The following is a 13,489-nucleotide window of genomic DNA, read 5'->3' on the forward strand; positions in this document are numbered from 1 at the left end:
ATTATTTTGATAATGTAAAAAGGGGCGCACTTTAGTGCGCCCCTTTTTTGTTATTGAATTTTCTCTAAGAAATAGCCATCTAAAAAACCTTGCATTTGAAGCGGATTTCCCGTTGCATTTGCAGTACCAACAATGGTGTATGAAAAGGAGAAAACAAGATGGTTGTTTGTAGCATCAAACGATACATCGGTAATTTCTAAATTTTGAATCTCAGGACCTTGGTTATTATGTGTTTGGGTGAGGATAAAGTATTTGTTGTCGTCCCCAATAACGGCATATTTGGTAAGCGAATAGGAAAATGATTTAATCTGCATATTTTCCTCACCAGGGTTTAGCATATCTATGTTAAAAGAGAAGTAGGTGTTTTGATAACTGTTATCGGGTATGCTTAAGAATCGTACTCCATAAAATTGGTGTAAAGTGCCGTCGGGTGTGTCTTGAAATTCCAAGTGGGAAGTAAGCGCTATTTCCAAATCGATCGGGGTAAATTGAAAGGAGGTAGAATCGGTAAAGGCTACTCCGTCTGTGCGTGTACCTTCCAATTCCAAAACCACATAGCCTAATTTTGTAAGCTCATCGAATCCAATTGCATCGCTGCCATTTAGACCATTGCTTCCTGGTGCACCATTAAGTCCAGGGTCTCCAGAATTTCCATTTTTGCCTGGTGTTCCATTCAAACCATCCTCTCCAGCGCAGGAGGATACCATTAGACTTAAACAAATAAGAAGTGTACTGAGACTTTTTTGAATTTTCATAATTAAAAAACAATGTGTTTAAAAGTAGAAGAAAACTACGCTTGTACTTGTTTCCAATTGATGGATGCCACTTATGGTTTGATGGATACAATATTTGGAATATGATGTGGGAAATAGGTACAAAAAACCCTGTGCGAATTCATGCACAGGGTAGGGAAGTAATGGTTAGGTTGGGGTAATAATCTAATTTTCTAATAATTCATCTAATAGGTAAACATCAACCTCACCAGAAACATTTAAGTCGTGATTTGAAGAATTGTTTGCTGCATTTACTGCAAAAGAATATGTATAAGTTAGATGGTTGTCACTTGGGTCAAATACAAAATCTTGAATAATGTCGGAAGGGTCGTTTTGGCCAAAGGTGAGATTTAATACAAAGTATTTATGGTCTTCACCAATGATAGGTAAATTAGTAATCATGTAGTAGAAATTATCCAATGCTTCAATTTCTCCTCCTAAATTTTCGACAGCTAAAAATGCCTCTTGATATACATTTTGATATGTGTCATCTGGTATACTTAAAAATCGAGCGTTGTATAGAAGAGTAATATTATTTTCAATATAGATACCATCCGTTAACTCAGTATTCGAAAACTTAAATTCGGTGGTATTTTCAAAGGGAACATCATCTGGTCTGGTGCCTTCTAAATTTACGGTTACTGATCCATATTTGGTGAGTTCTTCATAACCCAATGCATCTTCCCCATTGGTTCCATCAGTTCCAGGATTTCCTTTTGATCCAGGTTGTCCAGTTTCTCCAGGATTACCATTTGTGCCTGGCAAACCATCTGCACCATCAGAACAAGAAACAAATCCTATGCTTAGGGCCAGCAAAGAAATACAAAGAATAGTGGCTTTTTTCATTGTTTTCTGTTTTAAGGATTACTGGATTTGTTCTAAAACATTTACATCCACAATACCAGATACATTGAGTGGGTTTCCTGTGGAGTTTCCAGTTGCCGTAATGGTAAATGCATATGAAAAAGTTAAATGGTTGTCCGCGTCTTCAAAAACAATATCAGAAACTAGAAGATCTTGGATTTCTGGGTCAGTACCATTGTATATGTGATCTAAAACAAAATATTTATTGTCGTCACCAATAACTGCATAGTTGGTTAAGCCATAATTAAATTGTACCAATGCTTCAGAATCTTGGCCTGGGTTAATGATTCCTATTTCCATATAGATTAAGGTATTCTGGTATGCATTATCCGGTGCGCTTAAGAATCGACCAATTTTAGATTGATATAAAGTTTCATCTACATCAATTTCAGTTATTAAAAGTTCATTGGTTTGAGTTTCGGCAAATTGGGTATTGGTGAACTTAAAAGTATTGGAATCTGTGAAAGCAACTCCATCATTTCTAACTCCTTCCAATTCCAAAGTAATAAATCCGTATTGGGCAAGTTCATCAAAGCCCTGCCCGTCTGTACCGTCTTGTCCAGGGTCTCCTTGGTCACCAGTCGCTCCTTGGGCACCTGGGTCTCCATTTTTTCCAGCTGGCCCTTGTTCTCCATCTTCTCCAGAGCAAGAAGTCAATGTTATGCTCATGGCAATGAACACATAGCCAAAAAGTTTAATTAGTTTCATCTCGTTTTTTTAAAGGTTATGAAGTCAAAATTACCCTAAGCCACAGGTGAAATTTTGGGGTAATTGATGGATATGGGCGGCTGATTGACGGATGATGGTTTTGGCTTCACCAATAGCAAAAAGAATGGAGAAAAATCACACAAATTAATTTTGTTGGAATAGGAATGGTCGAGTAGTGTTTTTGGTAATCTCGTTTTGTTATTTATAGTATTAACTCTTTTAAATTGAGAGTAATTTCCTATAAGTGTTAAATAAATATAAAATCAACAATAAAATGAAGAAATATTATTAATTTAATACTATTCCTCTGAAAAATAATGGCATTGCCATAAATCATTTTGTTCTCATGGAATCTGAAAATAAAAATCGATTTCTTGAACGAATTTCGCGTCTTATCTGTGAAAATTTCGATAACGAACAATTCTGTGTGGAGAAATTGGCCAAACTCTATGGAACCAGTAGATCCCAGCTCTATAAAAAAATAAAAAAGCATACCGGTAATTCAGTAAACCGTTTTATAAAGGATGTTCGTTTGCAGAAAGCCATGGACCTTCTTGAGGAAGACGAGAATTCGGTCTCAGAGGTTGCCTATAAAGTGGGCTTTCACAGTCCAGCCTATTTTGCCACATGCTTTAAGGCCAAGTATGGCTATTCCCCAGGAGAAGTAAAACATCATATTTATACCGATGAAAAAGGAGATACAGCTCCCATTTCAAAAAATAATATTGTTCTAGTTGGAGCTGTTATATTATTGATTGTTGCGGTAATATTCAGTTTGAGGGGCATGGTGGTTAGCTCTAAAGATAAAAAGCCAATTGTTGCTGTTTTGCCTTTTGAGGACATCAGCAAGGATAAGAACAATAGTTGGTTTTGTAACGGGATTTCAGTGGATATTTCAGAAAAACTGTCCAAACTGAATGGACTCCAGGTTATTTCCAAAACTTCAACTTCACGATATAAGGAATCTTTAATGAGCATCCCTGAAATTGCAAAAGAGCTCAAGGCCGATTATTTTTTGGAAGGAGGAGTTCGCGAGTTTAACAATCGAATTTTGATCAATGTGCGTTTGGTAGATGCAGAGGGAGTGGCTCTATGGTCCGAATCTTTTAATGAGGAAATGAATCAACTTTTTAAGATTCAACAAGAGGTATCCACAAGAGTTGCAAAACTTTTGGAGGTGTCTATAGATCCAAAACACTCCTTATTATTGGAAAAGGTGCCTACAGGTAATATGGAGGCGTACAAATTATATTTAAAAGGAAAAGAATTCAATGCTTCCGCAATGGCGGTTAATTGGGATTTTGAGTCTTCCATTCAATACTTAAAACAAGCCATAACTTTAGATTCCAGTTTTGCCGATGCCTATGCAGAAATGGCCTATGCCCAAATAAATAAATTCATTCATAATGATAAAAAGGATTCCATTTATTTGGATCAAAGTCTCACCAATATTGATAGGGCGCTTCAATTGGATTCCAACACTGTAATTGCCCATGTTTCCAGAGCAATTATTGAATACGAAATTTTTGATCAGCCCCAAAAAGGTTTGGAAAGTTTGGAAAAGGCTCTTGCCATTGATCCCAATAATGCCATTGTGAATTTTGAATTGGCTTGGTATTATGGTAAGAATGATGATTACATAGACGAAAAAAAATACTTGATGTACATAAATATTGCAGCCGAGTTGGATCCTTTATCCCGAAACCATCGATTTCACAAGTTGGAGGCTCTGCGGCTCAATGGACTGTTGAATGAAGCGGAAATTTATTTAGAGAAGATTTCACCGATCATTGATGAGTTGGCCATTATTTATCAAAAATCTGAAAATGTCGCCTATCGAAGTAACGATAGAAGGCAAATGTTAACTGTGTATATGGAAGCACTGCAAGACAGTGTTAAAATGTCGTCTTATCAAAATGCGGTATTAAATCAACAAGTGGGAAGAATTTATGACCAAGTGTTTAATAATGAAACCTTGGCCGTTTCATATTATGAAAAAGCCTATGCTTTGGAACCTTCATTTGTGTATAGTTATTTTTTTCATCTTGTTGCCAATGGTGATTTTGAAAAAGCATGGAAATTGAGTCAATCAAAAGATTTTAAAACTATCGGAACAAAACAAGAGCAGCTGTATAAATTGTTTTTCTATTATTTATTTAAAAAGGACTACAGTCAAGCTTTGTTAATCGCTAACGATAGTCTTTTAGCAAGCCGACATGATCTGAAAGCTACCGTCTTAGCCAAAATGGGCAGGATGGAAGAAGCGGACAAAGTAGCCTCATATCCCATGGGTAATGCATATAAGGCCTTTGCATATGCCGCTCTGGGTCGAAGGGATTCCATGTATTATTATTTAGGTAAACCCAATATGAGTTGGATGCTGTTCAATGGCTATTCACAATATGACCCGTATCGAGATGAGCAACAATTTATTGAAATACAGCAACAACATCTGCTTCCTTCGCAATCCTCATTAAACTTGTCCATTAACCCGATTAATTAGTCAATTTAGTTGGGCAACTCAAATGCATCTCAATTTCGACTTTTATTTCCCCAATTTTCTGTTAAATGACCATTTTTTGAAAGTGATATAAATTTTTTTCAAAGGTTTTTTACCCATAAGTACTAACCTTTCAATGGCTTAAATCGCAATTTAGCAGTGTAATTAATGGCCATCAATTACACATCCAATAAATGTTCAATCTTAAAATCTAGAGTCATGAAATCATTATTAATTTTATTTTTCGCATTGTGTCTTGCAATGCCATCTTTCGCACAGGAAGAAACTGAAAGAACCGTGGAACTTTCTGAAGTTACCGTTGGAGCTGCCAACCATACCTATTTAGGGGTGGTTCTTGATTATCGTTTTCCCGCTGTAGTAACCGATTTGGAAAACAAAGCGGCCAAATATGACATTCGACAATCGAAACTCTTTGTAGAGGGAGTGGAAGAAATTGAAGTTACTTTTTCTGGTGAAAAAGGTCATATCATTGCCACTTACAATCAAAACGGTACCATTACGGAAGCTGTTGAGAGATATTACGATATCACCTTTCCATTGGATATTAGACAACAGGTTTACAACGAGAATCCAGGTTGGATGATCAACAAAGATGCCTATGTGGTTACTTATGATTACGATAAGGACCTAAAAAGAAAAGGTCGATTCCAATTAATGAAAGATGGCAAGAAAAAGAATGTAACCATCGAATTCTAAACTGAATTAACACTGTATGCGATTATTTCAATTAGCTAGCGAGTCCTAAAATCCGGTGAAACTTTATCACCGGATTTTTTGTTTTATAGACCCTGGTCAGTGTTTTATAACAGCCTGTTTTAAAAAAGAAATCCATATTTTTTGTAACTTAATAAGGTGCCAAATCAAAGACGATTCCAATTATAACCGAATCATCCGATGAATCACAATGGTTTTATTTTAAAGGCAAAACAAGTTGTGCTGGCCAATTTGTCCAATGAACATTTTGGAGTAAAATCCTTGGCCAATGAAATGGCTGTGAGTCGTTCTGAGCTGTACAAACTCATTAAAAAAGAAACTCGTAAATCGGCCACTCAATTTATACGTGAGATTAAACTGGAAAAGGCCCTTGAATTGCTCAAGGAACACGAATACCCAATTTCAGATGTGTCTTATATGGTCGGTTTTGGTAGTCCAGCTTATTTCACGAAAAGATTCAAAGAATATTATGGGTTCTTGCCCAGTGATACCCATTTACTTCACCAATACACACCTGACCAAGAGATAAATATTCAAAAAAAACCTTCATTTTTTTTTAAAAGAAAAATGATAGTTTGGTTGGTCGGCATCATTGTTCTGTCCTTAATTTCTGCATTTGCATTCTGGAATTGGAATACTTTGACGACCAATAATTCCATTGCGGTTTTACCTTTCGAAGATTTAAGTCAAACGCAAGATCAAGCTTATTTTTCCGATGGACTAAGTGAGGCGGTTATTAATAAATTAACCCAGAACGACAATTTTAGGGTCATCGGAAAAACATCATCCTTTTATTACAAGGATAAAAATGTAATGATGAATGAAATTGGGAAAAAGTTGGACGTGAAATATGTTTTAAATGGTAGCGTACGACGATTGGGTGAATACTATCAGATTACGGTGCAATTGATTTATACAAAAAATGGGTTGCAAATCTGGTCCCAAACTTTTGAAAGCGAATCAAGGGATCCATTTAAAGCACAAGAGGAATTGGCTCAAAATGTAGTGGAAGAATTGGAGTTTATATTACTTTGATCAATTATAGAGTTGTATTTACCAAGCAATATTTAATTGATTTTTAAGGTGAAGTATTCCTGATGCAATCTATCAGATTAAAAATGCTAAATAGTTGAGGTAGGGAGAAATAACTACTTTAGTGATTTTATTATTTTAATTTTCAAGCGTTTGGATATAACAGATATAAGATTCTTTGAAAGAGAAGCCTACCTCTTAAAACCATCTTTACTGGACTCAAAGAAGATTGAGGAAAATCTTAAAGGCATAAAATATTCAGGGCAGGGAAGGACGGTTGATAAGGAGGTTGAAAATTCCAATATTCCCTATTTTGCCACTACATTTTTTCATTTTGTATTCACCTACGATAGAATTCCCAATGAAACAGAACTTATGCAACATTACATAGTTTTAAACCAAATTTCGGAGGATGGGCAGTTTCTTCAATTTAAAGCAAAACCGTTGAGCAAAAATGGGGTGGAAAATAGATTGCTTCGTTCATATCCGTCTTTGGTTCGAGATTTTCATTTTTTTAAATTGTGTACCGAGAGCAAAAATTTTGATGCGGTCAAATATTCCCTAAAGGTGGATATTGAAGATGGAGTGGATCTTATGATCCAACAAAATGAGAAAATTTTTTGTGTATCAATTTTTACTCAAACCCCGAGGGCCAAAAAATATAAGGATAGAAAGAACAGAGTTCGACATGATTATAAAAATTGTTTCAAGCAAATAGAATTTTCGGTCGATTTGTCTTCTAAAAACATTGTAAAAGTTTCAAACTTTTTACTTTTATCCCAAACCCATGTAGCATTGCTCGCAAAGCAAATAACCTCCTATGCTGGAAGCAAAAACTCTTGATTTAGAATCAAACAAAAGGAAAGAAGTTCCATTTGGATATACAGATCGGCCTAAGTTCACATTTATAGACCTTTTTGCAGGAATTGGAGGGTTTCGAATGGCATTTCAAAATTTAAAAGGGGAATGTGTTTTTACTTCAGAATGGGATAAATATGCGCAAAAAACCTATGAAGCTAATTACGGTGAAAAACCGCATGGCGATATCACCAAAATAAATGAGGCAGATATTCCAGATCATGATGTGTTGTGTGCAGGTTTTCCATGTCAAGCATTTTCCATTGCGGGCAAAAAAGGTGGCTTTGATGATACTAGGGGCACATTATTTTTTGATGTAGCTAGAATTATAAAGCATAAACAACCTAAAGCATTCTTTTTGGAGAATGTTAAAGGCTTAAAAATGCACGACAAGGGAATAACGTTGCAGACAATCCTAAATGTGCTTCGAGAAGATTTGGGGTATTATGTGCCCGAGCCTGAGGTAATCAATGCAAAGGACTTTGGTGTGCCACAGAATAGGGAGCGCATATTTATCGTTGGATTTAGAAAGGATTTGGACGTTGAATCATTTGAATATCCTGAACCTGTAAAGGAAAATAAGGTTTTTGAAGATATCAAGGAGGAGTCCGAGGTTTCGGTCAAATATTACTTGTCCACAACCTATTTGGATACACTTAGGAGACACAAAGAAAGGCATAAGCAAAAAGGCAACGGGTTTGGCTACATGGTAATTCCAGATGATGGAATTGCTAACGCTATTGTTGTTGGAGGAATGGGCCGCGAAAGAAATTTGGTATATGATGACCGCCTAACGAACTTTAAACCTATTACTAGAATAAAAGGTGAAGTTAATCGGGAAGGGATTCGAAAAATGACACCTAGAGAATGGGCACGGTTACAGGGATTCCCTGATGAATTTATTGTCGATTCTGTGTCCGATGTTCAAATATATAAGCAACTGGGCAACTCTGTGGCCGTTCCAGCAATTCAAGCAACAGCGGAACAATTGCTTGAAAAAATTTTGTAGTTGTGGAATTTATAAAGTGGTTAAATTAAAAATCCCTAATAACCAATAAGTTAAAAGGGATTTCTGTACTCGAGGCGGGACTTGAACCCGCACGGGCAAAATGCCCACAGGATTTTAAGTCCGGCGTGTCTACCAATTCCACCACTCGAGCAGGACTTAAACAAAAAAACGCTGCAAGCAGCGTTTTTGTTGAGCGAAAAACGGGATTCGAACCCGCGACCTCCACCTTGGCAAGGTGATGCTCTACCAACTGAGCTATTTTCGCATTTTAAAGAACTTCGCACTTTTCCCAAGCGCGGATGCAAATTTAATACATTTCTTTAAACTAAAAAGAATTTTTTCAGGAAGTCGCCTTTTTCTTTTTGCTCAACAATCTTTTGATCTCGTTCAATTTCATCAACGCTTCCACAGGTGTCAGAGTATCAATGTCCAAGTGCAAAATTTCTTCTTTGATTTCCTCCAACAAGGGGTCGTCCAAATTAAAGAAACTCAATTGCATCTCATCTTGGGATGCTTGCAATTTATCCGTCATTTCTTCACTGGAATGGGATTTTTCCAGTTTTTTAAGGATTTTGTTCGCTTTCTGAATCACCTGTTGCGGCATTCCCGCCATTTTGGCCACATGGATACCAAAACTATGCTCACTGCCACCAGGCGTTAGCTTTCGAAGAAAAAGCACATTGTCTTCCAATTCCTTTACCGAAACATTAAAGTTTTTGATGCGGGGAAAGGTATTGGTCATTTCGTTGAGTTCGTGATAGTGGGTCGCAAAGAGTGTTTTGGCCCGTGACGGATGCTCATGCAGGTATTCTGAAATTGCCCAAGCGATGGAAATTCCATCATAGGTACTCGTTCCTCTTCCAATTTCATCCAAAAGCACCAGACTACGTTCCGAAAGGTTGTTCAAAATGGAAGCGGTCTCGTTCATTTCAACCATAAAGGTCGATTCGCCCATGGAGATATTATCGCTGGCACCAACGCGCGTGAAAATTTTGTCTATCAAGCCAATTTGAGCTTCCGAAGCAGGAACAAAACTTCCCATTTGCGCCAACAATACAATCAGGGCCGTTTGACGTAAAAGTGCCGACTTTCCACTCATGTTGGGCCCTGTGATCATAATGATTTGTTGCTCCTCTCGATTCAGGGTTACATCATTGGTTACATAACTTTCCCCAAGCGGAAGCTGTTTCTCGATAACAGGGTGACGGCCCTCTTTGATATTGAGTTCGGTAGATTCATCAACCAAAGGATGCACATAATTGTTTTCAGTGGCCAATTGTGCAAATCCGCACAAACAATCCAATTGCGCAATCAAATTGGCATTGCGTTGCACAGGGGAAATATATTCCTGCATCCACACCAATAATTGCTCAAAAAGTTGCTGTTCTAGGTTATAAATGCGCTCTTCTGCCCCTAAAATTTTAGCCTCGTATTCTTTAAGCTCTTCGGTGATGTAGCGTTCCGCATTCACCAAAGTCTGCTTACGTATCCAACTTTCAGGAACTTTATCCTTATGGGTATTTCGAACTTCGATATAGTATCCAAAAACGTTGTTCGAAGCAATTTTCAAGGATGTGATTCCCGTTTGTTCCGATTCACGCTCCAACATCTTATCCAGATAATCCTTTCCTGAAAAGGCCAAGTTGCGCAATTCGTCCAGTTCTTCAGAATACCCTTGGGCAATAGTGTTGCCTTTGGCAATGTTGATAGGGGCCTCCTCATTCAACACCTCTTTGATTTTGGAACGAAGCACTTCGCAGGCATCTAAATTCTGTCCGATTTGTTGCAATGAGGCATTGCTGCTTTCTTGGGCCAATATTTTGATGGGAACTAAAGCTTCCAAGGAATTTTTTAGCTGAACCACTTCTTTCGGATTGATTTTCCCCGTGGCCAATTTGGAAATCAAACGTTCCAAATCACCCATAGGTTTGATCCAATGTTGTACTTTTTCCAGTTGTTGCGTTTCCGCTTTCAAATAGGCAACAACATCATGGCGTTGTTGAATCTTCTCTTTATTTTTTAAAGGAAGCGCCAACCAACGTTTCAACATGCGTCCACCCATAGGGGAGAGGGTGTTGTCGATAATGTCCAATAAAGTCACCGCATTTTGGTGTGGCGAATGGTACAACTCCAAATTGCGGATGGTAAATCGGTCCATCCAAACATATTCCTCTTCGGCAATCCGTTGAATGTTGTTAATATGCTGTAATCGGCTATGCTGCGTTTCGGAGAGGTAATGCAAAACAGCTCCCGATGCTATGATTCCATGGTTGAGGTGGTCAATGCCAAAACCTTTAAGGGTTTTAGTCCCGAAATGGTTGTTCAGACTTTCTTGGGCATAATCTTCCTGAAAAATCCAATCTTCCAAAAAGAAACTGTGCAATTGATTGCCAAAAAGCTCCAAGAATTCCTTTTTGTGTTTTTTGGAAACCAATATTTCATTGGGAGAAAAATTCTGAAGCAATTTATCCACCTGTTCAGAAGAACCCTCAGCGGTTAAAAATTCCCCTGTGGAAATATCCAAAAAGGAAATCCCCAATTTAGTTCTACCAAAATGGACAGCACTTAAAAAGTTGTTGCTCTTGGCAGAAAGAATGTCGTCGTTCAACGCTACCCCAGGAGTAACCAATTCGGTAACACCACGTTTTACAATACTTTTGGTTTGTTTGGGGTCTTCCAATTGGTCGCAAATCGCCACTCGTTGACCCGCTTTCACCAATTTAGGTAAATAAGTGTTTAGCGAATGGTGCGGAAAACCTGCGAGCTCCGTTTTATCGCCACCATTGTTACGGTGGGTGAGAATAATACCCAATATTTTCGCAGCTTTCACGGCATCATCACCAAAGGTTTCGTAAAAATCCCCCACACGGAACAACAACAACGCATCAGGATGTTTGGTCTTGATGGTGTTGTACTGCTGCATTAAAGGAGTCACCTTCTTTGTTTTGTTCTTGGCTGCCAAAGCGATATTATTCTTTTATTTTTGCCCCCGTTCGAGAAGCGGTTAAATTTGAATGCCGTTGTCACATCGAGCGCAGTCGAGATGTATTTTGTCAACCTTTCGACTGCGCTCAAGATGACAAAATCTTGACCAATGGAAGTCGAAACGAATATATCGTTTTCATCTACCATCAAAAATAATTGTTGATATTTTACCCTCAATGTTTAAAAAATGAGTAGAAAACTGGAGAATAGCGAGCTGGAACGATTGGATGTGGATGGGTTCAAACAGGCTAAGAAAACGCCAATCATTATTATTTTGGACAATATCCGCTCTTTAAACAATATCGGTTCGGTATTTAGAACAGCCGATGCATTTCTAGTGGAGAAAATCTACCTCTGTGGAATTACAGCCACGCCTCCACACAAGGATATTCGAAAAACAGCTTTGGGCGCTACAGAAAGTGTCGAATGGGAATACAAAAAAGATACGTTGGAGTTGGTAGAAGAATTAAAACAAAATGATATTCAGATAGTTTCGGTGGAGCAGGCTGAAGGTGCGGTTATGCTTAATCAATTTCAACCAGAACCGAACAAAACCGTCGCCCTAATTTTTGGAAATGAAGTAAAAGGAGTAGCCCAAGAAGTGGTAAGTGCCAGTGATACTGTTTTGGAGATTCCTCAGTTCGGCACCAAACATTCCTTGAATATTTCTGTAAGTGCTGGGGTAGTGGTGTGGGATCTTTGGTCAAAACTCAATTCCTGAAAATAAAAAGGCCCTGATCAACAGGGCCATATATAAAATCTGAGTTAGTTAGTTTCTCGAATCGAGGGTGCTAATAAAATAAAACCATTCGTTATATCCAAACATTTACCGTTAATTCTGTTAAATAATTGTCGATAGAATATTGTTTTCCAATTGCTGTAAAACATATTCGTAATCGGTTGGATTTTGCACAAAATCAAGCTCGCTAATATCTATAATTAGGCTGTTTTGGCTGGGGTGGCTTTTGATGAAATCCAAATAACCGCGATTGATTTTATCGAGATAAACAGGGTCTATTTTTTGCTCATAATCGCGTCCTCTTTTTTTAATATTGGATAGTAACCGTTCCGTATTTTGATGGAGGTAGAGGTAAATTTCAGGCTTTTTCACCTCCTTGTACATAAAATTAAAAACCTTTCGGTATAGGTTGTATTCCTCTTTTTGTAAGGTGATCTTGGCAAAAATAAGTGACTTGAAAATGTCGTAATCACTCACCATAAAACTCTTAAAAAGGTCGAACTGCGAAGTGTCGTCCATAAATTGTTGATAACGGTCCGCCAAAAAAGACATTTCCAAAGGAAAGGCATACCGCGATTGATCCTCATAAAATTTGGGCAAAAAGGGGTTGTCCGCAAAACGCTCCAAAACCAATTTGGCATTAAAATCTTCCGAGATCATTTTGGATAGTGTAGTTTTTCCAGCCCCGATATTCCCTTCAATGGCAATGAGTTGTAATTGGGTAAACAAGCCCGTTCTGTCCTTGAACAATTTATGGTGGGTTTTGGTAAGTTGACTTCTGTCCTTGCATTCTTGCAGCAAGTTTCGAGTGTCTTTACCCAAAATTGGATGATAAAACTGCGGTGCAATATCGCTCAACGGCTTCAAAACAAAATTGCGGTTCTGCATTTGCGGGTGGGGTATCACCAAATGGTCATCATTCAAAATTTCATTGCCGTAATAAATAATGTCGATATCCAAGGTACGGGAACTGTAACCTTCGTCTTGGCTTCGGGTTCTGCCAAAATCGGTTTCAATTTGCAATAGAGAATCCAACAAGGCTGATGGCTGCAATTCGGTCAAAAGGGAAATCACGATATTCAAAAAATCATCGCCCTCAAAACCAACAGCTGGATTTTCGTACACCTTGGAAATGTCCAATACTTGTCCCACCTCCTTTTGAATGCGAAAAATAGCCTTTTGGAGGGTAGCCAAACGGTTACCCATATTGCTTCCCAAAGAAAGATATACCTTTTGTTTTCTCACCATAATCGAATAGACAAAATAAACAAAACAATACTACAATG

The 13,489-nt window shown here is 37.9% G+C and carries 11 protein-coding genes and 2 tRNA genes; 6 read left to right on the plus strand and 7 right to left on the minus strand.

The annotated features are described in order from the left end of the window. Window positions 1–50: 50 nt before the first annotated feature. From BLQ18_RS05835 to BLQ18_RS05845, 3 genes are all read right to left on the minus strand, one after another. Entirely contained in the window at window positions 51–755 is a 705-nt protein-coding gene (locus tag BLQ18_RS05835; RefSeq protein ID WP_090293446.1) for a collagen-like triple helix repeat-containing protein, read from the minus strand. A gap of 183 nt (window positions 756–938) precedes the next feature. Then, on the minus strand, window positions 939–1,619 hold the full coding sequence (locus BLQ18_RS05840) for a collagen-like triple helix repeat-containing protein (protein WP_090293447.1): 681 nt from the start codon (window positions 1,617–1,619) through the stop codon (window positions 939–941). Between the two features lie 18 nt (window positions 1,620–1,637). Beyond that, window positions 1,638–2,345 carry a collagen-like triple helix repeat-containing protein gene (locus tag BLQ18_RS05845; RefSeq protein WP_090293448.1) on the minus strand — a complete coding sequence of 236 codons (708 nt, stop codon included), beginning with the start codon at window positions 2,343–2,345 and terminating at the stop codon, window positions 1,638–1,640. A gap of 346 nt (window positions 2,346–2,691) precedes the next feature. On the opposite strand from BLQ18_RS05845, the gene BLQ18_RS05850 reads away from it, so the two are divergent. The 5 genes from BLQ18_RS05850 to BLQ18_RS05870 all read left to right on the plus strand — a co-directional run bounded on the left by BLQ18_RS05850 (window position 2,692) and on the right by BLQ18_RS05870 (window position 8,479). After that, on the plus strand, window positions 2,692–4,848 hold the full coding sequence (locus BLQ18_RS05850; RefSeq protein WP_090293449.1) for a helix-turn-helix domain-containing protein: 2,157 nt from the start codon (window positions 2,692–2,694) through the stop codon (window positions 4,846–4,848). 216 nt (window positions 4,849–5,064) lie between these two features. Further along, window positions 5,065–5,562 (plus strand): hypothetical protein, encoded by a 498-nt coding sequence (locus tag BLQ18_RS05855; protein ID WP_139150368.1) that lies wholly within the window; start codon window positions 5,065–5,067, stop codon window positions 5,560–5,562. Between the two features lie 198 nt (window positions 5,563–5,760). Beyond that, the gene (locus BLQ18_RS05860; RefSeq protein WP_090293451.1) at window positions 5,761–6,615 is read left to right on the plus strand and encodes a helix-turn-helix domain-containing protein; all 855 of its coding nucleotides are present in this window, start codon (window positions 5,761–5,763) and stop codon (window positions 6,613–6,615) included. Window positions 6,616–6,765: 150 nt separating this feature from the next. Continuing rightward, window positions 6,766–7,455, plus strand: a complete 690-nt coding sequence (locus tag BLQ18_RS05865; RefSeq protein WP_090293452.1) for a hypothetical protein — start codon at window positions 6,766–6,768, stop codon at window positions 7,453–7,455. After that, a complete protein-coding gene (locus tag BLQ18_RS05870) occupies window positions 7,433–8,479 on the plus strand; it encodes a DNA cytosine methyltransferase (protein WP_090293453.1) in 1,047 nt (348 codons plus the stop codon). The genes BLQ18_RS05865 and BLQ18_RS05870 overlap by 23 nt, the downstream gene beginning before the upstream one ends. Before the next feature lie 66 nt (window positions 8,480–8,545). Here the strand turns inward: BLQ18_RS05870 and BLQ18_RS05875 are convergent. The 3 genes from BLQ18_RS05875 to mutS all read right to left on the minus strand — a co-directional run bounded on the left by BLQ18_RS05875 (window position 8,546) and on the right by mutS (window position 11,402). Then, window positions 8,546–8,630 (minus strand) — tRNA-Leu (locus BLQ18_RS05875). Between the two features lie 41 nt (window positions 8,631–8,671). Further along, window positions 8,672–8,744: transfer RNA gene (locus tag BLQ18_RS05880), tRNA-Gly, on the minus strand. A gap of 75 nt (window positions 8,745–8,819) precedes the next feature. Next, window positions 8,820–11,402: a DNA mismatch repair protein MutS gene (mutS, locus tag BLQ18_RS05885; RefSeq protein ID WP_090293683.1), complete on the minus strand. Its 2,583-nt coding sequence runs from the start codon at window positions 11,400–11,402 to the stop codon at window positions 8,820–8,822. 249 nt (window positions 11,403–11,651) lie between these two features. Between mutS and BLQ18_RS05895 the strand changes: the two genes are divergently transcribed. Next, window positions 11,652–12,185 carry an RNA methyltransferase gene (locus tag BLQ18_RS05895; protein WP_090293455.1) on the plus strand — a complete coding sequence of 178 codons (534 nt, stop codon included), beginning with the start codon at window positions 11,652–11,654 and terminating at the stop codon, window positions 12,183–12,185. A 120-nt stretch (window positions 12,186–12,305) separates the two neighbouring features. On the opposite strand, the gene folK is transcribed toward BLQ18_RS05895, so the two are convergent. Next, entirely contained in the window at window positions 12,306–13,451 is a 1,146-nt protein-coding gene (gene folK, locus BLQ18_RS05900) for a 2-amino-4-hydroxy-6-hydroxymethyldihydropteridine diphosphokinase (RefSeq protein WP_090293456.1), read from the minus strand. Window positions 13,452–13,489 lie beyond the last annotated feature (38 nt).

The organism is Flagellimonas zhangzhouensis, assembly GCF_900102925.1.
GTDB classification, from domain to species: domain Bacteria; phylum Bacteroidota; class Bacteroidia; order Flavobacteriales; family Flavobacteriaceae; genus Flagellimonas; species Flagellimonas zhangzhouensis.